Here is a 23177-nt window from a genome sequence, read left to right as displayed (position 1 = left end):
TCCAGGGTTGGTCGGTCATCCCTGAAGACCGGACAGCTCCCCGGAACGTGACAGCTGGCCGGCCAGATAGGTCAGCTTGTCGGGGTTCGCCACGATCCGGAGCGTGACCACCCGGTCCCCCTCGATCTGCGGCGCGAACAGGCCCAGCGGTGTCTCGTCGACCCAGCCGAGCACCGCGAGATCACCGTTGACCTCCACGAACGTGGCGGTCGTCGCGGCGTTGAACCGGCGGAGGAGGCCGATGAGGTAGCGGGCCACCTTGTTCGCCCCGACCACCGGCCTGCGCGCGGCGTTGACCTTGCCGCCACCGTCCGCCCACGACGTGGCGTCGGCGGCGAGCATCCGCTCAAGGCCGGCGACATCACCCTCGGACGCGGCGGCGAGGAAGCGTTCCAGCAGCTCACGGTCGCGGCTCGCGCTCGTCCGAGGCTGGTGGCCCGCCAACCGCTGCCGGGCCCGGCGGTGCAACTGGCGGCTGTTGGCCTCGCTGAGCCCGAGCACCGCGGCCACGTCGGCATGCGGGTAGGCGAAGGCCTCACGAAGCACGAACACGGCACGCTCCACCGGCGTGAGCTGCTCCAGCAACACCAGCAGCGCGAACGACACCGACTCGCGCCGCTCGGCGGTGTCCACCGGCCCCAGTGCGCCGTCCGCGGTCGCGACGGACTCGGGCAACCAGGGACCGACGTAGCGCTCGCGGCGGGCGCGGGCGGAGGTGAGGTGGTTGAGGCACAGGTTGGTGACCACGGTGGCCAGCCAGGCGGAGGGAGTGTCGACGCCGTCGGCCTGACTCCACCGCAGGTAGGTCTCCTGGACGATGTCCTCGGCCTCGGTGGCCGACCCGAGCATCCGGTAGGCGATCCCGAACAGCCGAGACCGCTGCGCCTCGAATTCGACCACGTCGTCCACGGTTCGGATCCTGCCTGATGGCCTGTACGTTGATCTGTACTGGGGATAGGCACATCACACGGAGGTCCACGCCGTGAGCGTCGAGTTTTGGCTGACCACTTTCATCATCGTCATCACGCCGGGAACGGGCGTCGTCTACACGATGGCCGCAGGCCTGGCCCGAGGCTCACGCGCGAGTGTCGTGGCGGCATTGGGATCCACCGTCGGGATCGTCCCCCACATGCTGGCCGCGATCACCGGCCTCGCGGCCCTGCTGCACACGAGCGCACTGGCATTCCAGATCCTCAAGTACCTGGGCGTCGCCTACCTGCTGTACATGGCCATCAGCACGTTCCGCGACAAGAGCGCGTTGACCGTTACGGAGGAAACGGGCCCGCAGTCGGTGCGCAAGGTGATCACCTCGGCGATCGTGCTGAACCTGCTCAACCCGAAACTCACGATCTTCTTCTTCGCCTTCCTGCCCCAGTTTGTGACCACGGGCGACCCCAACGCGTTCCTGCGCATGATCGCCATGAGCGGTGTGTTCATGGCCATGACGTTCGTCGTGTTCACGGCTTACGGCCTGTTCGCCGCCGCGATTCGCACGCATGTCATCTCACGGCCGAAGATCCTGGCGTGGATGCTCCGAACTTTTGCGGGCGCTTTCCTTGCCCTGGGCGCGAAACTGGCGTTCACGGACAAGTGACATCGACCCGGCGAACCGCGGCGTAGGCCAGAAATGCCCGAAGGCCGTGGTGATCCATCACCACGGCCTTCGGGCACAGCGCCAATGACGAGCTATCAGCTGCAGCCCGAGGTGCTGCCGCAGCCCTCGCACACGTAGCAAGAGCCGGCCGGGCGCATCTTCGTCCCGCAGGTCATGCACAGCGGGGCGTCAGCAGCCTTGCCCAGGTGGAGTTCCAGCAGCTCCGTCGAGCTGTGTGCCTCGGACTTCTCCGTGGACTCCGCCGCCTCGATCGTCGCTCGGGGGCTGGCGTCGACCGAGGTGCGCAGGCCTTCGAGGTCCACATCGGCCGGACCGCCGTAGCCCGCGGAGACCTCCGCGGAGCGCTCGTCGGCGGTGAAGATGCCGAGTTGGGCTCGCTTCTCGTACGGGAGGTAGTCCAGGGCCAACCTGCGGAACAGGTAGTCGAGGACGCTGGTGGCGATCCGGACGTCCGGGTCGTCGGTCATGCCCGCGGGCTCGAAACGGAGGTTCTGGAACTTCGAGACGTAGAACTCCAGGGGGATGCCGTACTGCAGGCCCACGGAGATCGACATCGAGAACGCGTCCATCACGCCCGCCAGGGTGGAGCCCTGCTTGCCGAGCTTGACGAAGATCTCGCCGAGGCCGTCGTCGGGGTAGGAACCGGCGTGCAGGTAGCCCTCGGCGCCGCCGACGGTGAACGACACGGTCTGCGACGGGCGCTTCTTCGGCAGGCGCTTGCGGACCGGCCGGTACTCGATGACCTTCTCCGGCTCGGCCTTGGCCGTGTTGCCGTTGTTGGCACCCTTGCCCGCCGACAGCGGCTGGCCGACCTTGCAGTTGTCGCGGTAGATCGCCAGCGCCTTGAGGCCCAGCTTCCACCCCTGGAAGTAGATCTCCTCGACGTCCTCGACCGACGCCGCCTCCGGCATGTTGACGGTCTTGGAGATCGCACCCGAGATGAACGGCTGCACCGCGGCCATCATCCGCACGTGGCCCATCGGCGCGATGGAGCGCTCGCCCATGGCGCAGTCGAAGACCTCGTAGTGCTCCTGGCGCAGGCCGGGGGCGTCCACGACGTGGCCGTGCTCGGCGATGTACTCGACGATGGCCTCGACCTGCTCGTCCTGGTAGCCCAGCGACTTCAGCGCGCGCGGCACCGTCTGGTTGACGATCTGCATGGAGCCGCCGCCGACGAGCTTCTTGAACTTGACCAGCGCCAAGTCCGGCTCGATGCCGGTGGTGTCGCAGTCCATCATCAGACCGATGGTGCCGGTCGGCGCGAGCACGCTGGCCTGCGCGTTGCGCCAGCCCGACTTCGTGCCGATCTCCAGTGCGGCCTGCCACTCGCGGGTCGCCACACGCTGGACGGTGGCGTCGGTGGAGTGGTGGGTGCGCAGCAGGTCGTTCGCGGCGGCGTGCTTGCGCATGACCCGCTGGTGCGCGTCGGCGTTGCGGGCGTAGCCCTCGAACGCGCCGACGACACCGGCCAGCTCGGCGGAGCGGCGGTAGGCGGTGCCGGTCATCAGCGAGGTGATCGCCGCCGCCAGGGCGCGGCCGCCCTCGGAGTCGTAGGCGTGGCCGGTGGCCATCAGCAGCGCGCCGATGTTGGCGTAGCCGATGCCCAGCTGGCGGAACTTGCGGGTGGTGTCGGCGATCGGCTCGGTCGGGAAGTCCGCGAAGCAGATGGAGATGTCCATCGCGGTGATGACGATCTCGACGGCCTTGACGAAGGTCTCGGCGTCGAACGTGCCGTCGTCGCCGAGGAACTTCATCAGGTTGAGCGACGCCAGGTTGCAGCTCGAGTTGTCGAGGTGCATGTACTCGCTGCACGGGTTCGACGCGCTGATCCGGCCCGACTCGGGGCAGGTGTGCCAGTCGTTGATCGTGTCGTCGTACTGGATGCCCGGGTCGGCGCACGACCACGCGGCCTGCGCGAGCTTGCGGAACAGCGGCTTGGCGCCGACCTCCTCGATGACCTCGCCGGTGGTGCGCGAGCGCAGCCCGAACTTGCCATCGTTCTCCACGGCGTGCATGAAGGCGTCGGACACGCGGATCGAGTTGTTCGCGTTCTGGTACTGGACCGAGGTGATGTCGCTGCCGCCGAGGTCCATGTCGAAGCCCGCGTCGCGCAGGACCCGGATCTTGGCCTCTTCGCGCGCCTTGGTCTCGATGAACTCCTCGACGTCGGGGTGGTCGACGTCCAGGACGACCATCTTCGCCGCGCGGCGGGTCGCGCCACCGGACTTGATGGTTCCCGCGGAGGCGTCGGCGCCGCGCATGAAGGACACCGGGCCGGACGCGGTGCCGCCGGAGGAGAGCAGCTCCTTCGAGGAGCGGATGCGGGAGAGGTTCAGGCCCGCGCCGGAGCCGCCCTTGAAGATCAGCCCCTCTTCCTTGTACCAGTTGAGGATCGAGTCCATCGTGTCGTCGACGGCCAGGATGAAGCAGGCGCTGACCTGCTGCGGCGAGCTGGTGCCGACGTTGAACCACACCGGCGAGTTGAAGCTGAACACCTGGTGCAGCAGCATCCAAGTCAGCTCGTGCTCGAACACCTCGGCGTCCTTCGGCGTACCGAAGTAGCCGAACTTGATGCCCGCGGCGACGTAGGACTTCACGACGCGGTCGATCAGCTGGCGCAGCGAGCTCTCGCGCACCGAGCTGCCGACGGCGCCGCGGAAGTACTTGCTGGTGACGATGTTGGTCGCGTTGACCGACCAGAAGTCGGGGAACTCGACACCCCGCTGCTCGAAGTTCACCGAGCCGTCGCGCCAGTTGGTCATCACCACGTCGCGGTGCTCCCAGGTGACCTCGTCGTAGGGGTGCACCCCCTCGGTGGTGTAGACGCGCTGCACGCTGAGCCCCTGCTTCGGCGTGCCGTTGCGCTCCGCGCGGTCGCCCTTCGCCGGGGTGCCCACGGTTTCGGTCATGACCGGTCCCTCTCCCTCATCACTGGCTTGTCCTGGTGTGGCCACGTCCGGGCTCCCCGTCCGATGCGGCTCAAGTCTCTTCCCGCGCTTGCTCCCGCCCTGGGTGCGCGCGGCGCGTCTAGTCGTCATCCGTCTTCGCCTCGCCCGCCATGGCGGCGCGCAAGTCGGCGATCTCCTTCTCGAAGTCCTCGACCGAGGAAAAAGCGCGGTAAACGCTGGCGAACCGCAGGTACGCGACCCCGTCCAGCTCCCGCAGCGGCCCCAGGATCGCCAACCCGACCTCGTGGCTCGGGATCTCGGCGCTGCCGGTGGCGCGAATCGTCTCCTCGACTTTCTGGGCGAGCAGCTGCAGCTGGTCCTCGTCGACCGGCCTGCCCTGACAGGCCCGCCGCACGCCCGTGATCACCTTGTCCCGACTGAACGGCTCGGTGACCCCCGACCGCTTCACCACGGCGAGGACCGCCTCCTCGACGGTGGTGAAGCGGCGGCTGCACTTGGAGCAGGACCGCCTGCGGCGGATCACCTGCCCGTCGTCGACCTCGCGCGAGTCGACGACCCTGGAGTCGGAGTGGCGGCAGAATGGACACCTCATCGGGTCTCACCCCTCCCTCTCTGCTCCGGTCATCCGAGTAGCCGCATGTCCGGGCGTCCACGACCACGCTTGGTGATCAATCTGTGGACAGCTTGTGGGTAACTCAACCCAACCTGTGGACGAACTACAGCGGCGTAACTACTAGATGTTGGGGTTGAACTTATTCGTCGACGCCACATGATGCAAGTTGACTCGCCGCTGTAGCACCGAACGTGAGCGAGCGGAAACCGGGTACACATCCAGTAGTTCCAACATCCAGGTGAACCGGTTTATTCACTCTTTCGGCGGAACCCGGGCCGCACCCGGGCGGGCTACACCGTAGATCAACTTCCCCCCGGACAGCGCAAGACCCGCACCTCACCGAGGCACGGGTCAGTCTGTTTGAAGCGTCGAGCTCAGCGGGAGGACGGCACCCTCAGCGGTTGACCCGCGCGGACCATCGAGCCGTCAAGCGCGTTGAGCTCACGGATCTTGTCGACCACCGCCGTGACATCGCTGTCGGGCGCCATCCGGGCGGCGAGGTCGGACAGGGTCTCGCCGGGCTCCACGCGGACCACGGTGGTCGTCGTCGGAACGTCGGCCCCCGTCATGGCGCCGGCGAACGAGCCGAGACCGAGGATCGCGAGCGCGACCACCACCGCCAAGCCGACCAGCACGACGAGCGGCGGCGACGCAGGCCGTGGGCCGCGGGCCGGGGACGCCACGACGTGCGGAGCGAGCACCCGACGTCGCCTGGTCGGCGGCCGCAGCCTGCCCTGGCCGATCGGCCGGGCGGGACGCGGCGCGGACTTCGGCGGCGCCACCACCTGCGGGGATCGGCCTTCCGGCAAGCCGGCCGACCTAGGTACCGCCACCGCGGCAGTCGCAGCCATCGCAACCTCCTCGAACTACCGTTCGATCGAACGTCCGTGCGAATGTCTACCACCCGGCACCGACAAAATCGAGACCTGTCCGGCGTGTCGCTCGAACAGGTGTTTGATCTGCCCAGGTCGGCGGACTAACGTCGAGACCGGAGATGATCGACGTCGATCCACTCCGGGACGCGATCGGCCGTCCCGGGTTCGCAGGGAGGCAGCGCAGTGGCAGGCACGAGTGGTCGCAAGCCCGCAGGGACACCGAAGCGGAAGCCCTTGTCGGGGGGCAACGTGCGCAGTTTCCCCGAGCTGGACCAAACCCCGGACGGCGCTGAGCTGCCACTACGCCAGCGTCAGGTCCTCGAAGTCATCCGGTCGTGGGTCCAGCGCTTCGGCTATCCCCCGAGCGTTCGCGAGATAGGCGAGGCCGTCGGGCTCACCTCGACGTCCTCGGTGGCCTACCAGCTGCGCGCGCTGGAGGAGAAGGGCTACCTGCGCCGGGATCCGAACCGCCCGCGCGCGATCGGCGTGCTGCCCGCGGACGCCACCCCGGGACAGCTGCGCGGCGAACAGGTCGCCCCGGTGCTCATCGAGGCGGCCGACGAGGGCCCGAAGCCGACGTACGTGCCGGTCCTGGGTCGGATCGCCGCCGGTGGGCCCATCCTGGCCGAGCAGGCCATCGAGGAAGTGTTCCCGCTGCCGAAGGAGATCGTCGGCGAGGGCTCGCTGTTCATGCTCAAGGTCGCGGGCGACTCGATGATCGACGCGGCGATCGCCGACGGCGACTGGGTCGTCGTCCGCCAGCAGCCCACCGCGAACAACGGCGAGATCGTGGCCGCGATGATCGATGGCGAGGCGACGGTGAAGACGCTGAAGCACCGCGACGACCACGTGTGGCTGCTGCCCCACAACGCCGCGTACGACCCCATCCCGGGCGACGACGCCACCGTCCTCGGCAAGGTCGTCGCAGTCCTGCGCCGCTTGTAAACAGGCCCGACACCTGGCACCGCGCCCAACGGCGGTGCACCTGACCGCACCTAAGGGGACCGTGTCGAAACCCGACCACGGCTACCCCCAAACCCGCACGTCAGACGGCAGGTGACCAAATCTAAGAATTCCGGGGAGGCGGACTAGCGGCGGCTTGCGCGACGGTGCATGAAAAACAGGACGCCGCCGATGGCGATGACGGTGAAGCCGATGGCGGGCAGCGGGTCCAGCCCGCCGCCATCGGCACCCTTCGCGGCGGCCGCCTGCCCACCGGAGCGTGATTCGTCCTCCGCCTTCGGCGGTGGGGCGAGCCGCCCGGCGGCCCCGGTGACGGCGCGGATCGGCTGGCCCACGCCCTCGGACGCGGATACGAGGGTGCCGTCCGGTTCGAGCCCGATGGCCTCCCCCTGCTTCTCCTCAGGCAGCGGAATCCGCACTGGGTCGGTCTTGAGTGCGGCGAGCAGGTCGCCGTCGGGCACGGCGTACAGGTACGCGTCGGTGTAGGTGCGCAGCGCGACCACCGTGCCGCCCGGGTTCGAGGCCGCGCCGGTCACCACGACCGAGCCGATGCTCGGGTTGACCGGCCCGCCCTTCGTGTCGGTGCTGGTCAGCTGCACCGAGCCGACTTTCTCCAGCGCGGTCGGCCCTGGGCTGGTGATCGCCGCGACGGGTCGGTAGATGTCGCCGCGGCCGAAGGGGTTCTTGGTGATCAGATAGGGCGTGCCCGCGCGGTCGAGCAGCAGCGCCTCGGTGTCGTGGGCGCCGTCCGGGTAGGTCAGCCGGTGCAGTTTGGTCTTGCCGTCCGGGGTGAGCGCGATCAGCGCGACCGTCTCGCGCTTCTTGTCGTTGTCGCCGGTGTCGGCGAGCCAGAAGGTCCCGTCGGCGCCGCGGGCGAGGTCTTCGACGTCGAAGGGGTCGGTCGGGCCGCTGATGACCCGCTCGACCTTGCACTCCTTGGTGAGCACGTACACCGTCGACTTGGTGCCGCCGTCGTTGACGGCGTACCACCGGTCGCCGTCGGCGACGAGCCCGGACAGTTCCCCGATCCGCTTGTCGGCCATCACGCAGACATCCCGCGGAGCCTGCTCACGCGCGGACGCGCTCGTGGCTCCGAAGCCCACCAGACCCGCCACGAGCGCAGTCGTCACCAACGCCCGCACTGCCACCTCCCCCATTCCGCTTGTCCCACCAACGGTAGCCGTCGGAGGGGTCACGCAACGGTGGACGTGTCGGAGCGTGTCGCGTTCCACCCGGACGTGCGTCGGCGGCCCGGATCACTCCGGGCCGCCAGCATGTCGCAGTATCGCGTTGTCCTTGTAGGTCAGTTACGCCGAGGTGCCGTTGGCCGCGAAGCTCTCCAGCACACCGGCGAGGTCCGCCTTGACCATCGCGCGCAGCTGGGTGCCCGCCGCGGTGTGTTCCTCGGTCAGCACCTCGCCCTCGCGGTGGACCCGGGCGACGAGCTCGCCGCGGGCGTACGGGACCAGGACGTCGACCTGCTGGTTCGGCCGCGGGATCAGGGCCGCGATGCGCTCGCGCAGCTCCTCCATGCCCGCCCCGGTGTGCGCCGAGACGAACACCGCGCCGGGCAGCAGGTGCCGCAGCCGGGCCAGCGCGAGCTCGGAGGCCGCGTCGACCTTGTTGACCACGACCAGCTCGGGCGGCATCTTCACGTCGCGGCGCTCGCCGATCTCGTTGAGCACCTCGCGCACCGCCCTGACCTGCCACTCGGGCATCGGGTCGGCGCCGTCGACCACGTGCACGACCAGGTCCGCATCGGCGACCTCGTCCAGGGTGGACCGGAACGCCTCGACGAGCTGGTGGGGCAGGTGGCGCACGAAGCCGACCGTGTCGGTCAGCGTGTACGTGTTGCCGTCCGGGGTCTCGGTGCGCCGGGTCGTCGCGTCGAGGGTCGCGAAGAGCGAGTCCTCGACGAGCACTCCCGCACCGGTCAGCACGTTGAGCAGGCTCGACTTGCCCGCGTTGGTGTAGCCGGCGATAGCGACGCTGGGGATCTCGTTGGCGACCCGCTGCCCGCGCTTGGTGTCGCGGACGGTGGTCATCGACTTGATCTCCTTGCGCAGCTTGGAGATCTTCGCGCGGATCCGGCGCCGGTCGGTCTCGAGCTTGGTCTCACCGGGACCACGCAGACCCACACCGCCGTTGCCGCCGCCCGCACGGCCACCGGCCTGGCGGGACAGCGTCTCACCCCAACCACGCAGGCGCGGCAGCAAGTACTGCAGCTGCGCCAGCTCGACCTGGGACTTGCCCTCCCGGGACCGGGCGTGCTGGGCGAAGATGTCGAGAATCAGCGCCGTGCGGTCGATGACCTTGACCTTGAGCCGCGCCTCCAGCTGCTGCAGCTGGCTTGGCGAGAGCTCACCGTCGCAGATCACGGTGTCCGCGCCGGTCGCCCGGACGATGTCGCCGAGTTCGATGACCTTGCCGGAACCGATGTAGGTCGCCGGGTCCGGCTTGTCGCGGCGCTGCACGAGACCTTCGAGGACCTCGGAACCCGCCGTTTCGGCCAGCCTGGCCAATTCCGCCAGCGAGGCCTCCGATTCCAGCGCGGAGCCCTCGGTCCACACGCCGACCAGCACGACCCGTTCGAGTCGCAGCTTTCGGTATTCGACCTCGGTGATGTCCTGGAGCTCGGTCGACAGACCGGCTACACGGCGCAGTGATGATCGCTCTTCTCGCTCCAGGTCACCGAGGGAGAGCTCAGCCGGGTCGGCCACCGCGCCGTTGATTTCCTGCTGAGTGAATTCCTCTGTCACCTGGTGAGCACATCCTTCGCGTCGGGTGGAATCGTCGATTCCGTTGTTCCCATAGTCCCATGGTTCAGCGGCGTATTCGACTCAGTTATTCCCGCGGGTTGGAACGCCCGCGGGCCGGGTACCCCCTACGCCGCGCTCAGCGCTGTGCGTCCCACCAGGCTTGGTCGAGTTCGCCGCGCGCGACGAAAACGGCGGGGCCGGTGAGGGTGCTCGACGTTTCGCTGATCGTGACGTGCACGGTCCCGCCGGGGATGTGGACAGTGCACGATCCGGTGGTTTCGCCCTGGGCCGCGAGGGCGGCGGCCGTCGCGGCGACCGTGCCGGTGCCGCAGGAACGGGTCTCGCCGACGCCGCGCTCGTGGACGCGCAGGTGGATCTCGTCCGGACCGACCGGCGCGACGAATTCGACGTTCACGCCGTTCGGGAAGAGGGTCGTGTCGAATTCCGGCTGGACCGTCAGGTCGAGGCTGTCGAGGTCGACGGAGTCGAGGACACAGGCCAGGTGGGGGTTGCCGACATCGATACCGATTCCGGCAAACGTCGCGCCGTCGACGACCGCGACGGAGTTGCCGAGTCGGCGAACCGGTCCCATGTCTATGGTCACCGTGCCGTCCGGGTGCACGACCACGGGACGCAGACCCGCGCGGGAGCCGACGGGGAACTCGGGGCCGTCGACCAGGCCGGTGTCGTGGAGGTATCGCGCGAAGACCCGCACACCGTTGCCGCACGTCTCGGCGATCGAGCCGTCGGCGTTGCGGTAGTCCATGAACCACACGTCGCCGTCGATGCCCGCGGGCGCGTCGGCAAGTGCTTTGGCTCGGACGATCCTCAGGACGCCGTCGGCGCCGAGCCCACGGGCCCGGTCGCACAGCGCGCGGACCCGCGCGACGGTGAGGTCGAGACCGCCGTCGGGGTCGGGCAGCAGCACGAAGTCGTTCTCCGTGCCATGTCCTTTGAGAAACGTGATCGCCACGTGCCCAGGTTACCGTTCGACCAGGGCCGCGGCCGCGTCGACCAGGTCGGGGCGGGCGGCGTCGAGCCAGGTCAGGCGCTTGTCGCGGCGGAACCACGAGCGCTGCCTGCGGACGAACCGGCGAGTCGCCCGCGCGGTCTCGGCCGCGGCCGCGTCGAGGTCGTAATCGCCGTCGAAGGCGGTCAAGACCTGTTGGTAGCCGAGCGCGCGGGACGCGGTCCGGCCTTCGCGCAGGCCCTGGTTCTCCAACTCGCGGACCTCCTCGGCGAGCCCGCCCGCGAACATCCGCTCGACGCGCAGGTCGACCCGCTCGTCCAGCGCGGCGGCGTCGCGGTCGATGCCGACCATGACCATGCCGTAGCGGGCGGGGCCGGGCTTGGGCATCGTCGCGGAGAACGGGCGGCCGGTCAGTTCGATGACCTCGAGCGCGCGCACGACCCGCCTGCCGTTGGTGGGCAGGATCGACTCCGCGGCCACCGGGTCGAGCACCCGCAACCGCGCGTAGAGGGGGGCCACGCCCACCGTGTCCAGTTCGGATTCCAGCCGGGCGCGCAGGGCGGCGTCCGTGCCGGGGAAGTCCAGTTCGTCCACCACGGCTTGCACGTAGAGGCCGGAGCCGCCGACCAGGATCGGGACCCGGCCGCGCGCCAGGATGTCCTCCACGGCCGCGCGGGCGTGCCGCTGGTAGGCCGCCACCGAGGCGGTCTCGCGCACGTCGAGGACGTCGAGCTGGTGGTGCGGGATGCCCCGCCGCTCGTCCATGGTGACTTTCGCGGTGCCGATGTCCATGCCCCGGTAGAGCTGCATGGCGTCGGCGTTGACCACCTCGCCGCCGAGGCGCTCGGCAAGGGCGACACCGAGGTCGGACTTGCCGGTGGCCGTCGGACCCACGACGGCGACACTCAGCGTCACGAGGCCACCGGTTCCCAGACGGCGAAGTGGTAGGCGAGGCCGAAGGGCAGCTGGACGCTTGAGCGCACGCACCGCCAGGACCGGCCGTCCGCCCGGACCGCCCCGGCGAGCACCTGCCACGGCGCTCGGCCCACGGCGCCGAGTTCGTCGGCTTCCGCCGGGTCGATGGCCAGCAGCGCGTCGAGGTCGACCTGGGCGAACGCCGCCGCGATCGAGTCGTCGAACGAGCCCGCGCGGGCGTCGGGCCTGCCGATCGCCTTGTCGCCGTGGCGGTGCGACCCGTCGCCGAGCACCAGCAGACCTACGGGCTCCTCACCGCCCGCGAGTCGCCTGCCTTCGGCGAGACACTGCTCGGTCGGCAGGTCCGCTGGAACCAGTTCGACGGCGACCTCGGCGGCCCCGACCTGGGCGCGGAGCCATCCGGCGACCAGCGCGGGCAGCGGCAGGTCGAGATCGGCCACCCGCTCGGCGGCACCCGGCCCAAGCTCGACCCGCACGTCGACGCCGAAGCCGCGGAAGGTCCCCGCGGCGTTCTCGATCCGCTCGGCCCGCTCCCCCACGCCGACGACCAGCCAGGTGGGCGCGACCTGCGCCAAGTCCTTCGCGACCGCCACGGCCGCCGCCCGGACGGCCACCGCGTCGACGTCGTCCCCGCCGACGAGTTCGGGCACGAGCAGGGGTGGCTGCGGAAGCACCGCGACGCGGGATATCACCCGGCCGAGGTTACTGTCCGTCGAAGTATCTTGTCGTTGACGGCCCACGAACGGCCGAGTTGCGGCACCATGATGACCATTGCGGCCCTCGGAGTACCCAGGCGGCGCCTGACCTGTTTGAATGCGCGCGGGTAGAGCCGCACGGCCTGAGGGTCGTACGAACAGTGCTGGGCCCCGCCGCGAGCGGGGCGCCCGTGGGAACACGGGCACGCAGGCAAAAGGAGCCGGCCATGACGGACAGGGACAACAGCGCCGAGACGGTGACGGAGCGGAACAGCGGTGTAGACGCCGTTGTCGATGCGCCTGGGAGCGTTCCCGAGGCGGTCACGCCAGGTCCGGGAGGCGAACCCCGCCCCGCTGTACCCGTCGACCCGGCCGAGGTCGCGGCTGTGACGGGCGCCGACATCTCCGAGGACAACACTGACGCCGAGGCGAGCGACCCGGTGGCCGTGGAGCCCGAAACCGAGACCGCGAGCCCCACGGCGGCCGATGTCACCACCGGTGACACCGATGGTGCGGCCGAGGCCCAGTCCGCGGCCGCTGAGGCCCCTGCCGCCGACCAGGCAGAATCGACGGAGGCGGCAGAGGTCAAGCCCGCCGCTGAGGAAGCCCCCGCAAAGCCCGCGGCGAAGCCGGTGCCCAAGCCCGCCGCGCTGCCGTCGGCTGTCGCGAAGGTCGCGCACGCCGCGCCGGTCGCCGCGCCCGTGCCCACCGCGGCTCCGGTCGACGCGCTGCCGCCCGTCGCGGTGGCGTCGGCCGACCCGTCCAAGTGGGGTCGGGTCGACGAGGAAGGCACCGTGTACGTGCGCACCGCAGACGGTGAGCGCGTGGTCGGGTCGTGGCAGGCCGGTGAGCCCGCGGAAGGGCTCGCGCACTTCGCGCGTCGGTTCGACGACATCCGCACCGAGGTCGAGCTGCTCGAGACCCGGCTCGCCGCCGGGTCCGGCGATCCCAAGCACGCGGCGACGAACGCCAAGCACATCAAGGACTCCCTCGCCGAGGCGCACGTCGTCGGCGACCTGGTGGGTCTGGAGGCCCGGCTCGACCAGGTGATCGCGCACGCCGCGGTCGCGCTCGACCACGCCAAGCACGCGCGGGACGAGGCGCGGGCCGGTTCGGTGGCACGCAAGGAAGAGCTGGTCACCGAGGCCGAGCAGCTGGCCGAGGAGTCGACTCAGTGGAAAGTCGCGGGCGACCGGCTGCGCCAGATCCTCGACGAGTGGAAGACGATCAAGGGCGTCGACCGCAAGACCGACGAGCAGCTGTGGCGCCGGTTCTCCAAGGCCCGTGACACGTTCAACCGCAGGCGCGGGTCGCACTTCGCCGACCTCGACCGCCAGCGCTCCACGGCCAAGTCGCGCAAGCAGGAACTGGTCGAAGAGGCCGAGCTGCTGTCCGAGTCCGACGACTGGGGCCCGACCGCCGCCCGCTACAAGGACCTGATGCTGGAGTGGAAGGCGGCGGGCCGCGCGCCCAAGGACGCCGACGACACGCTGTGGCAGCGGTTCCGGGCGGCGCAGGACAAGTTCTTCAGCAGGCGCTCCTCGGTGTTCGACGAGCGGGACGCGGAGTTCGCGCAGAACGCCAAGCTCAAGGAAGAGCTGCTCGCCGAGGCGGAGAAGATCAACGTCAAGGGCGACCTCGACGCCGCGCGGGCCCAGCTCCACAAGATCCAGGAGAAGTGGGAGCTCATCGGCAAGGTCCCGCGCGAGCGGATCCGTGAGCTCGAGGGCCGCATGCGCACGGTCGAGGAGAAGGTCCGGACCGCGGCCGACGCGCAGTGGCGCAAGACCGACCCCGAGGCCGAGGCACGGGCCGCGCAGTTCCGTGAGCGGGTCGAGCAGTTCGAGGCCCAGGCCGCGAAGGCCCGGGCAGCCGGCGACAAGCGCCGCGCCGAGCAGGCCGAGGCTCAGGCCGCACAGTGGCGTGAGTGGCTGGCAGCGGCCGAGCAGGCTGTCGCTTCCCGCTGAGGTTCAACGAAAGGCCGCCCTCCGGGGCGGCCTTTCCCATACCCGCGAGTCGCCCCTTCCAGCAAACGAGTCGCCCCTCCCGGCAAGTGAGTTCGACATTCAGGCGCGAACCTCGACCACCCGTGCGGAACCAGAGGACGCCCAGGAGTGACTCGGCGATTCGCTGATGATCAAGTCCGTGCTGGGTGCGGGCCGGGGACTCCGCCGGCGCTCAGGCCACCCAGTGGCGCGAGTGGCCGGCCGCCGATGAACAAAGTGTCGCTTCTCGCTGAAGAATCGCAAGGCCATCCGAGGTCTTTGCGAATCAGGAAAGCGCGATGCTTAAAGCCTCGACCAGGCCGTGCGGAACCAGAGGACGCCGAGGGTGACCATGGCGATTTCGCTGATGATCAGGCCGATGCCGGGGCCGGGTGAGGTCAGGCCCGCTACCGATTGGCGCGTCCAGATCGCCAGGAGGCCGTCCACCGAAGCGAACCACGAACCCAGGGCGCACACCCAGGTGAGTCCCCAGCGTCGGGTGATCAGCGCCAGCACCGACGTGACGACGCCGAACAGGGCCGCCGTCGCGGCGAACAGGCGGGGGACCATTCCGGCCTTGCCCGCCGCATCCCCTTGGTGCAGAAGGACTTCCCAGCCGGGGGCACTGCCCATCCACGGCAGCAGGTAGCCGACGATCAGCACGAACACCGCGACCGAGATGATCACCGCGCGGCCACCCAGTTCGACCGTGCGGGCCGCCTGGTGCTCGACTTCGTCGATCTCGCGCTTGAGGCCTGCCATGTCGTCTTCGCTCACGTGGTCACGCAGCCGGTGGCCTCGGGCAGCGGGGCGGGCACGCCGAACGCGGGCAGGCCAAGGCCGACCCCCGTCGTCTTCGGGCGGATGCCCGCCTCGTGGTGGTCGCCCGCGCGGGTCCGGCGGTGGGACACGACGTCACCGTCGGCGACCAGGTGGTGCGGGGCGGCGTAGGTGATGGTCGTTTCGACGACGTCGCCGGGGCGGATCGACTCGGTGGCCCCGGTCGGGGCGAAGTGCACCAGGCGGTTGTCGCGCGCGCGACCGCTCATCCGGTGGGTGTCGGCGTCCTTGCGCCCCTCCCCCGCCGCGACGACGACCTCGACGGTGCGGCCGACCAGTTCCTTGTTGAGGTCCCAGGAGATCTCCTCCTGCAGATCGATCAACCGCTCGTAGCGCTCCTGGACGACCTTCTTCGGCACCTGTCCCGCCATCGTCGCCGCCGGCGTTCCGGGGCGCTTGGAGTACTGGAACGTGAAGGCGCTGGCGAAGCGGGACTGGCGGACGACGTCGAGGGTGCCCTGGAAGTCCTCCTCGGTCTCACCGGGGAAGCCGACGATGATGTCGGTGGTGATGGCCGCGTCCGGCATGGCCTCGCGGACCTTCTCGATGATCGAGAGGTAGCGGGCCGTGCGGTACGACCGGCGCATGTCCTTGAGGACCTTGTCCGATCCGGACTGCAGCGGCATGTGCAGCTGGTGGCACACGTTCGGCGTCTCGGCCATCGCGGCGATGACATCGTCGGTGAAGTCCTTGGGGTGCGGGGAGGTGAACCGGACCCGCTCCAGGCCGTCGATCTCGCCGCAGGCGCGCAGCAGCTTGCCGAAGGCGAAGCGATCGCCGAACTCGACGCCGTAGGAGTTCACGTTCTGACCGAGCAGGGTCACCTCGAGGACACCCTCGGCGACCAGGGCCTCGACCTCGGCCAGGATGTCGCCGGGGCGCCGGTCGCGCTCGGTGCCGCGCAGCGACGGGACGATGCAGAAGGTGCACGTGTTGTTGCAGCCCACCGAGATCGACACCCAGCCGGAGTGCGCCGAGTCGCGCCGGGCGGGCAGCGTGGAGGGGAAGACCTCCAGCGACTCCAGGATCTCGACCTCGGCCCGCTGGTTGTGCCGGGCCCGGTCGAGCAGGGCGGGCAGCGAGCCGATGTTGTGCGTGCCGAACACGACGTCGACCCATGGGGCGCGGCGGACGATCTCCCCGCGGTCCTTCTGGGCGAGGCAGCCGCCGACGGCGATCTGCATGTCCGGGTTCGACGTCTTCGCGGGGGCGAGGTGGCCGAGGTTGCCGTAGAGCTTGTTGTCGGCGTTCTCCCGGACCGCGCAGGTGTTGAAGACGACGACATCGGCGACGGCGCCGCTGTCGGCGGCGACGTAGCCTGCGTCCTCAAGCAACCCCGACAGCCGCTCGGAGTCGTGGACGTTCATCTGGCACCCATAGGTGCGAACTTCGTAAGTGCGCGCGCTCATCTCGCTGTCCGAGGGTACGCGGCCATCCCGGTCCCGCCGAAGGCAGGCGTCTGGCACGATCGGCCAATGGTGCGGACACGACTCGGCGGCATGGTCCTGGCCCTGGTCTGCCTGGCGAGCGCGCTGTCCGGGTGCGACAGCCAGTTCGCCGGGGTGCGGCTGCGGATCGCCGCCGGGTTCCCCTCCGGGGTCTATCACAGCCTGTCCGAATCGCTGGCCAACGCCTGGCAGCGGCAGCTGGTGATCGAGCGGCCGGAGGTCCTCAAGACCAGCGGATCCCCGGAGAACATCCGCAAGCTGTGCGCCGGCGAGGCCGATGTCGCCTTCAGCGCCGCCGACGTCGCCGCCCAGCCCACGAACACCCCGCGCAAGCCGCAGGCGCTCGCCCGGCTCTACGACGACTACCTGCACGTCGTGGTCCGCGGCGACGGCTCGATCCGCAACCTCGACGGGCTGCGCGGCGCGCGGGTGGCGATCGGTTCGCCGGAATCCGGGGTCGCGTTCATCGCCAAACGCCTCCTGGAACTCTCGGGGCTGTCCGACCCGGGCACGCTGAGCAAGGTGCACCTCGGGCTGACCGAGTCCATCGAGGCGTTCAAGCGCGGGCAGGTCGACGCGTTCTTCTGGTCGGGCGGCCTGCCGACGAAGGCGATCACCGACCTGGCCGCGGTGGTCCCGCTGCGCCTGCTCGACCTGACCGACGCGATGCCGAACATGCGCAACCAGTACCCGGTCTACAACACCGCGTCGATCCCGGTGTCGACGTACAACCTGGCGGGCGGGCCGGTCACCACGCTGGCCGTGCCGAACTACCTGCTCGTCACCGACGCGATGCCCACGGACGTCGCCGAGGCGCTGGTCCGGGGCCTGTTCGACGCGCACGGCGAGCTGGCGAGGGCGAACCGCGCGGCCCTGGCCATCGACATCCACTCGGCCATCGAGACCGATCCGGTCCCGCTGCACGCGGGCGCGTTGCGCTACTACCGCGACGAGAAGGCCTGACCAGGTCGGACAGGACCTAAAGCCGGTCGGCGGGCAGGTCGACGGTCACCCGGAGGCCGCCGCCCTCGGGCAGGTCGAGCCGCAGGTCCCCGCCCGCCCTGGCGACGATGCGGCTGACGATGGCCAGGCCCAGCCCGGAGCCGGGGACGTTCTGGTGGCTGTGGCTGCGCCAGAACCGGTCGGTGGCCCGTTCCAGTTCCTCGGGTCGAAGACCAGGGCCGTGGTCGCGCACCGACAGCCGCACGACGTCGTCGACCACGTCGACCGCGAGTTCCACGGCACTACCTGATCCGGTGAACTTCAGCGCGTTGTCCAGCAGCGCGTCGAGGATGCCGTCGACGCCGCGCGGCGGGGCCATCGCCCACGTGTCGCCCGCCGCGCCGACGCAGTCCAGCGTGATGTCGCGCGAGACCGCCACGACCCGCCAGTCGGCGACCCGCTCGGCGACGACGGTGTCGACGTCGGTGGGCACCAGATCGCTGCCCGCGCTCTCGGCCCGCGCCATCGACAGCAGCTCGTCGAGGATCTGGTTGAGCCGGTCGGCTTCGGCGGCGGCCGCGACCCGGTGGACCTCGGCCTCGGCGTCGACGTGGCCTTCGAGGTTGACCAGCCGCAGCTTGAGCGCGGTCAGCGGGTTGCGCAGCTGGTGCGACGCGTCGGCGACGAACGCGCGCTGGGCGGCGAGGGTGTCGCCGACGCTGGCCGCCATCTGGTCGAACGACTTGCCGAGTTTGCGCAGCTCAGGAGGCCCGTGGGCGCCACCGACCAACTCGGCGTCGCGTCCGCTCACCACGGCGCTCACCAGCGACCCGGTGGCTTCGTCGAGCCTGCGGACGGGCCGCAGGATCCACTGGATGACCGGCACGGCGAGCATCAGCGCGAGCCCGAACGCCAGGACGCCGCCCGCGCCGATGAGCAGCCACCACCAGAGCATCCGGGACCGGCTGCGGTCGGTGGGCGACACCGACACGACCGCGCCGCGCACTTCCCCGTCGACCAGCACGGGCCCGGCCAGCACCAAGGGCTCGTCGTCCCATGGCAGCACCAGCGGCCCGACCTTCGGGCGCGTGCCCGCGAGCGCGGCCTGCACCTGCTCACGCACCTCTGGATCGGTCAGGTCGACCGGGCTGGGGGCGTCCGTGCGCCCCGAGCCGACCGCCGGGTTCGCGTCCTGGTCGACGATCACCACGTCGATGCCGTAGATCTCGGAGTACCGCTGCAGTTCCTCACGCAGCGACTCGGGCCGGGCGTCGGTCAGCGGGCGCTGGGCCATCGAGGCGAACCGGCTGGTGTCGGTGAGCCGGTCGAGGAAAAGCTTCTGCTGCTCCGCGCCCGCCACGGCCATCGCCAGCGGAATGCCCAGCCCGAACACGACCAGCGCGACGAGAAACCAGATCATCCCCAACAGCCGCGTCCGCACGAGACCTCCCCAGGTTGCTCAGACGAGTTTGCCCGGCTGGTTCGCCAGCCGGTATCCGACCCCGCGAACGGTCTCGATCAGCGCGGGCCTGCCGAGCTTGGTGCGCAGCGTCGCGACGTGCACGTCGAGCGAGCGGTTCTCCGCCGAGCCCGCCCGACCCCACACCTCGGCGAGGATCTGGTCCCGGGTGCACACCGAGCCCTGGGCCGCGACGATCAGCGAGAACACGTGGAACTCCTTGCGGGACAAGGCGATCACCGCACCGTCCACAGTGACCTCGTGCCGGTCGAGGTCGACCCGGACGTCACCCACCTCGGCGACCCCCGCCATGCCCGGCCCGCCGGGCGTTGGCGACTTGCGCCTGCGCACGGCGTGCACGCGGGCGACGAGTTCGTCCACGTCGTAGGGCTTCACCAGATAGTCGTCCGCCCCCGCGCGAAGACCGAGGATGCGGTCGTCGACCTCGCCGCGCGCGGAGACCACGATGACCGCCACGTCGCTGGCCGCGCGGATCTGTCGACAGAGGACGATCCCGTCGACGTCGGGCAGGCCGAGGTCAAGCAGGACCACGTCGACCTCGCGGACGGTGTCGAGCACCCCGGCGCCCGACGCGAGCCGCTTGATCGCCAGTCCGCGCCGCACCAGGGCCGGGATCAGCGCCTCCGCGACCCTGTCGTCGTCTTCCACGAGCAGCACTCGCACGCGTGTCCTCCGGTTCACCAGGCGGCTGTGTGACAGAGTTGAGACCCTAAGTGTTGCTCAACTGGCCTGGACATCGGCGGGAGCCGGAGTAGGTTTCCGCCATCGCGTGCCCGCCGAAGCCGCAATCGTCACGAACGCGCTCGTGGAGGACCTACATGACCGCCTCGAACACCGCCCCAGCCATGATCCGGATGGAGGCGGTGGACAAGTACTTCGGGACCTTGCACGTCCTCAAGGACATCAACCTCGAGGTACCGAAGGGCCAGGTCGTCGTCGTCCTGGGTCCGTCGGGTTCCGGCAAGTCGACGCTGTGCCGCGCCATCAACCGGCTCGAGCCGATCAACTCGGGCCTCATCGAGGTCGACGGCAAGCCGCTGCCCGCCGAGGGCAAGCAGCTCGCGCAGCTGCGGGCCGAGGTCGGCATGGTGTTCCAGTCGTTCAACCTCTTCGCCCACAAGACCATCGCCGAGAACGTCAGCCTCGCCCCGCTCAAGGTGCGCAAGATGCCCGCCGCGGAGGCGCGCAAGACGACGATGGCGCTCCTGGAGCGGGTCGGTATCGCCAACCAGGCGGACAAGTACCCCGCGCAGCTCTCCGGCGGCCAGCAGCAGCGCGCGGCGATCGCGCGCGCGCTGGCGATGAAGCCCAAGGTGATGCTGTTCGACGAGCCGACCTCCGCGCTGGACCCGGAAATGGTCCAGGAGGTGCTCGACGTGATGACCTCGCTGGCGAGCGAGGGCATGACGATGCTCGTCGTGACCCACGAGATGGGCTTCGCCCGAAAAGCAGCCCATCGGGTGATCTTCATGTCCGACGGCGAGGTCGTGGAGGACACGACGCCCGACGAGTTCTTCACCGCGCCCAAATCCGCGCGCGCGAAAGACTTCCTTGGCAAGATCCTTACTCACTAGCTAGTCCCACAACTGTTCGGCTGGACCGCAGCCGAATCGAAAACAAAGGAGCACCACATGCGACTCCGGGGCCTTCTGGTTGGCACCGTGACCGCCGCTCTCGCCCTCTCGATGACCGCTTGCGGTGACAAAGGCAACGACGCGGGAACCAACCCACCGGTCAACACCGAGGCGAAGTTCGACGAAGGCACGACCATGGCCACGCTGCAGAAGGCGGGCAAGGTCACGATCGGCACGAAGTTCGACCAGCCGCTGTTCGGCCTCAAGGGTCTCGACGGCAAGCCCGCGGGCTTCGACGTCGAGATCGGCAAGCTGATCGCGGCCAAGCTCGGCATCTCCGCGGACAAGATCGAGTGGGTGGAGACCCCCTCGAAGATCCGCGAAGAGGTCATCGAGCAGGGCAAGGTCGACTTCGTCGTCGCCACCTACACGATCAACGACAAGCGCAAGGAGCGCATCTCCTTCGCGGGCCCGTACTACGAAGCGGGTCAGGACCTGATGGTGAAGAAGGACTCCGACATCGCGGGTCCGGAAGCACTCAAGGCCGCCAACGCCAAGGTCTGCTCGGTCACCGGCTCCACGCCCGCCGAGAAGATCAAGCAGTACGTCGACGCGGCGAACATCGTGCTGTTCGACGTGTACTCGAAGTGCGCCGACGCGCTGCGCACCGGCCAGGTGCAGGCCGTCACCACCGACAACGTGATCCTGCTCGGCCTGATCGACGCCAGCAAGGGTGACTTCAAGCTTGTCGGCAAGCCCTTCACCAAGGAGCCGTACGGCATCGGCATCGAAAAGGGCGACACCAAGTTCTGCGAGTTCATCCACAAGACTCTGAGCGAGTCGTCCGCCGAGTACGAGAAGGCGTGGAAGGACACCGCGGGCAAGGTCGCGCCCGAGACCCCCAAGCTGCCGACGCTGGCCACCTGCAGCTGATCGACTGACCCGCCCTCGGGGCGTCTGCTGACCGGCAGGCGCCCCGAGCCTTAATCGGGCTCGGAGTCCACGTGAACGTCATTTTCGAGAACTTCGCGCTGTACCGCGACGGGTTCTTCAAGACCCTGTACATCTGCGGCTACGCCATGGTCGGTTCGCTCATCCTCGGAACGATCCTGGCGGGCTTCCGAGTGTCCCCCGTGCCCCCACTGCGGTGGATCGGCACGTCCTGGGTCAATGTCTTCCGCAACTGCCCGCTGACCGTGGTGTTGTTCTTCTGCGCCTTCGGCCTGCCGGAGGTGGGGATCAACGGCGCCTACTTCTGGTTCAGCATCGTCGCCTTGGTGCTCTACACGTCGGCGTTCGTCTGCGAGGCGGTGCGCAGTGGCATCAACTCGGTGCCCGCGGGTCAGGCCGAGGCGGCGCGCGCGGTCGGGCTGACGTTCGGCCAGTCGCTGACCAGCATTATCCTGCCGCAGGCGATCCGCACCGTCGTGCCGCCGCTGGGCAGCGTGATCATCGCGATGATCAAGAACTCGGCCATCGTCGGCGCGTTCGGCGTGGGTGGGGAACTGTTCGCGGTGTCGGACACACTGACCGGGTCGCGCGGTGAGGCAGCACTGCCCGTGCTGACCGGCATCGTCATCGCCTACCTGCTGATCACACTCCCGGCCGGTGCCTTCCTCGGCTGGCTGGAGCGAAAGGTGGCGATCGCCCGATGAGCGCGTCCGTCCTCTACGACGCCCCGGGACCGCGGGCCAAGCGCCGGGTCCTGCTGTTCAGCATTCTCGCCGTGGCGGGTCTGCTCGCCGGTCTGTACGTGGTGTACCGGCAGCTCGACAAGCAGAACCAGTTCGACGCGGACAAGTGGACTCCGCTGTTCGACCCGAGTGACGCCCAGTTCAACCTGGTCTGGAACCGCATCAGCGAGGGACTGGCCAACACGCTGATGGCGGCCGTGCTCGCCGTGGTGTTCTCGCTGATCATCGGCACCCTCCTGGCGGTCACCCGGGTCACCTCGGCACCGTGGTACCGCTGGATCGTCGTCGGTTTCATCGAACTGCTGCGCGGTATCCCCGTCGTCATCGCCATCTTCTTCGTCGCACGCGTGCTGCCCGAGTTCGGCGTGAGCCTGGAACCCATGTGGTACCTGGTGATCGGCCTGACGCTCTACAACTCGGTGGTCATCGCCGAGATCGTGCGAGCGGGCATCAACTCCCTGCCCAAGGGACAGCGCGAAGCGGCCGAGTCACTCGGCCTGACCCGCGGACAGGTGCTCCGGCTGGTCCTGCTCCCGCAGGCGTTCCGGGCGATGCTCCCCGCGCTGATCAGCCAGCTTGTCGTGATTCTCAAGGACACGTCGCTGGGCTTCATCATCAGCTATGAGGAGACGGTGCGCGTCGGGGGCCAGATCGTCCAGGTCCTCAGCAACCCGATCCAGACCTATCTGCTGATCGCGGTGATCTTCATCATCGTCAACTACGCGCTGAGCCGGTTCGCGATCTACGTCGAACGCAGGCTGAGCCAGGGCAAGAAGGCCGTCAAGACCGATGAGGGAGCCGCCGTCGTGCACGCCGACGACCTCGCGGGCGCCGGGGCCACCAACGTGGGCTGACCCCGATTCCGACCCTTCGATGGCC

The 23177-nt window shown here is 69.3% G+C and carries 21 protein-coding genes; 8 read left to right on the top strand and 13 right to left on the bottom strand.

The window, feature by feature from the left end:
* Positions 1 to 15 precede the first annotated feature (15 nt).
* Positions 16 to 909, bottom strand: coding sequence for an RNA polymerase sigma-70 factor (locus tag C8E96_RS19175; RefSeq protein ID WP_091371608.1), 894 nt, complete (start codon positions 907 to 909; stop codon positions 16 to 18).
* A gap of 73 nt (positions 910 to 982) precedes the next feature.
* On the opposite strand from C8E96_RS19175, the gene C8E96_RS19170 reads away from it, so the two are divergent.
* Entirely contained in the window at positions 983 to 1594 is a 612-nt protein-coding gene (locus C8E96_RS19170; RefSeq protein WP_091371610.1) for a LysE family translocator, read from the top strand.
* A 95-nt stretch (positions 1595 to 1689) separates the two neighbouring features.
* On the opposite strand, the gene C8E96_RS19165 is transcribed toward C8E96_RS19170, so the two are convergent.
* The 3 genes from C8E96_RS19165 to C8E96_RS34135 form a co-directional block, all read right to left on the bottom strand.
* Complete coding sequence (locus C8E96_RS19165) at positions 1690 to 4524, bottom strand: vitamin B12-dependent ribonucleotide reductase (protein ID WP_091371611.1); 2835 nt, start codon at positions 4522 to 4524, stop codon at positions 1690 to 1692.
* Positions 4525 to 4642: 118 nt separating this feature from the next.
* Positions 4643 to 5116, bottom strand: coding sequence for a transcriptional regulator NrdR (gene nrdR, locus C8E96_RS19160; protein WP_091371613.1), 474 nt, complete (start codon positions 5114 to 5116; stop codon positions 4643 to 4645).
* 395 nt (positions 5117 to 5511) lie between these two features.
* Positions 5512 to 5988, bottom strand: a complete 477-nt coding sequence (locus C8E96_RS34135) for a LysM peptidoglycan-binding domain-containing protein (protein ID WP_228769741.1) — start codon at positions 5986 to 5988, stop codon at positions 5512 to 5514.
* Between the two features lie 207 nt (positions 5989 to 6195).
* On the opposite strand from C8E96_RS34135, the gene lexA reads away from it, so the two are divergent.
* Positions 6196 to 6957 carry a transcriptional repressor LexA gene (gene lexA / locus C8E96_RS19150; RefSeq protein WP_166658050.1) on the top strand — a complete coding sequence of 254 codons (762 nt, stop codon included), beginning with the start codon at positions 6196 to 6198 and terminating at the stop codon, positions 6955 to 6957.
* A 143-nt stretch (positions 6958 to 7100) separates the two neighbouring features.
* Here the strand turns inward: lexA and C8E96_RS19145 are convergent, their stop codons facing one another.
* The 5 genes from C8E96_RS19145 to C8E96_RS19125 form a co-directional block, all read right to left on the bottom strand.
* A complete protein-coding gene (locus C8E96_RS19145) occupies positions 7101 to 8132 on the bottom strand; it encodes an SdiA-regulated/phytase-like domain-containing protein (protein WP_407642636.1) in 1032 nt (343 codons plus the stop codon).
* Positions 8133 to 8282: 150 nt separating this feature from the next.
* The gene (hflX, locus tag C8E96_RS19140; protein ID WP_176926737.1) at positions 8283 to 9734 is read right to left on the bottom strand and encodes a GTPase HflX; all 1452 of its coding nucleotides are present in this window, start codon (positions 9732 to 9734) and stop codon (positions 8283 to 8285) included.
* 136 nt (positions 9735 to 9870) lie between these two features.
* Entirely contained in the window at positions 9871 to 10707 is an 837-nt protein-coding gene (dapF, locus tag C8E96_RS19135; RefSeq protein ID WP_091371616.1) for a diaminopimelate epimerase, read from the bottom strand.
* Between the two features lie 9 nt (positions 10708 to 10716).
* On the bottom strand, positions 10717 to 11619 hold the full coding sequence (miaA, locus tag C8E96_RS19130) for a tRNA (adenosine(37)-N6)-dimethylallyltransferase MiaA (protein WP_091371617.1): 903 nt from the start codon (positions 11617 to 11619) through the stop codon (positions 10717 to 10719).
* On the bottom strand, positions 11616 to 12332 hold the full coding sequence (locus tag C8E96_RS19125) for a class III extradiol ring-cleavage dioxygenase family protein (RefSeq protein WP_091371618.1): 717 nt from the start codon (positions 12330 to 12332) through the stop codon (positions 11616 to 11618). The genes miaA and C8E96_RS19125 overlap by 4 nt, the downstream gene beginning before the upstream one ends.
* A gap of 704 nt (positions 12333 to 13036) precedes the next feature.
* Between C8E96_RS19125 and C8E96_RS19120 the strand changes: the two genes are divergently transcribed.
* Entirely contained in the window at positions 13037 to 14302 is a 1266-nt protein-coding gene (locus C8E96_RS19120) for a DUF349 domain-containing protein (RefSeq protein ID WP_228769775.1), read from the top strand.
* Between the two features lie 321 nt (positions 14303 to 14623).
* Here the strand turns inward: C8E96_RS19120 and C8E96_RS19115 are convergent, their stop codons facing one another.
* Complete coding sequence (locus C8E96_RS19115) at positions 14624 to 15082, bottom strand: Rv2732c family membrane protein (RefSeq protein ID WP_091372820.1); 459 nt, start codon at positions 15080 to 15082, stop codon at positions 14624 to 14626.
* 11 nt (positions 15083 to 15093) lie between these two features.
* A complete protein-coding gene (gene miaB, locus C8E96_RS19110; protein WP_091371620.1) occupies positions 15094 to 16569 on the bottom strand; it encodes a tRNA (N6-isopentenyl adenosine(37)-C2)-methylthiotransferase MiaB in 1476 nt (491 codons plus the stop codon).
* Between the two features lie 66 nt (positions 16570 to 16635).
* On the opposite strand from miaB, the gene C8E96_RS19105 reads away from it, so the two are divergent.
* A complete protein-coding gene (locus C8E96_RS19105; RefSeq protein WP_091371622.1) occupies positions 16636 to 17571 on the top strand; it encodes a TAXI family TRAP transporter solute-binding subunit in 936 nt (311 codons plus the stop codon).
* 16 nt (positions 17572 to 17587) lie between these two features.
* Here the strand turns inward: C8E96_RS19105 and C8E96_RS19100 are convergent, their stop codons facing one another.
* Positions 17588 to 18991, bottom strand: a complete 1404-nt coding sequence (locus C8E96_RS19100; RefSeq protein WP_091371623.1) for a sensor histidine kinase — start codon at positions 18989 to 18991, stop codon at positions 17588 to 17590.
* 18 nt (positions 18992 to 19009) lie between these two features.
* Positions 19010 to 19693: a response regulator transcription factor gene (locus tag C8E96_RS19095; RefSeq protein ID WP_091371625.1), complete on the bottom strand. Its 684-nt coding sequence runs from the start codon at positions 19691 to 19693 to the stop codon at positions 19010 to 19012.
* Positions 19694 to 19875: 182 nt separating this feature from the next.
* On the opposite strand from C8E96_RS19095, the gene C8E96_RS19090 reads away from it, so the two are divergent.
* The 4 genes from C8E96_RS19090 (at position 19876) to C8E96_RS19075 (ending at position 23152) form a co-directional block, all read left to right on the top strand.
* Positions 19876 to 20604, top strand: a complete 729-nt coding sequence (locus tag C8E96_RS19090; protein ID WP_176926745.1) for an amino acid ABC transporter ATP-binding protein — start codon at positions 19876 to 19878, stop codon at positions 20602 to 20604.
* A gap of 57 nt (positions 20605 to 20661) precedes the next feature.
* Positions 20662 to 21537 carry a glutamate ABC transporter substrate-binding protein gene (locus tag C8E96_RS19085; RefSeq protein WP_091371629.1) on the top strand — a complete coding sequence of 292 codons (876 nt, stop codon included), beginning with the start codon at positions 20662 to 20664 and terminating at the stop codon, positions 21535 to 21537.
* Between the two features lie 71 nt (positions 21538 to 21608).
* Positions 21609 to 22259: an amino acid ABC transporter permease gene (locus C8E96_RS19080; RefSeq protein ID WP_091371630.1), complete on the top strand. Its 651-nt coding sequence runs from the start codon at positions 21609 to 21611 to the stop codon at positions 22257 to 22259.
* Complete coding sequence (locus tag C8E96_RS19075) at positions 22256 to 23152, top strand: amino acid ABC transporter permease (protein ID WP_091371632.1); 897 nt, start codon at positions 22256 to 22258, stop codon at positions 23150 to 23152. Before C8E96_RS19080 ends, C8E96_RS19075 begins: the two co-directional genes overlap by 4 nt.
* The last annotated feature ends 25 nt before the right edge of the window (positions 23153 to 23177 follow it).

The organism is Actinokineospora alba (genome assembly GCF_004362515.1).
GTDB lineage: Bacteria > Actinomycetota > Actinomycetes > Mycobacteriales > Pseudonocardiaceae > Actinokineospora > Actinokineospora alba.
The sequence above is the reverse complement of the archived record's forward strand: the minus strand, read 5'-3'. Positions and strand labels throughout refer to the sequence as shown.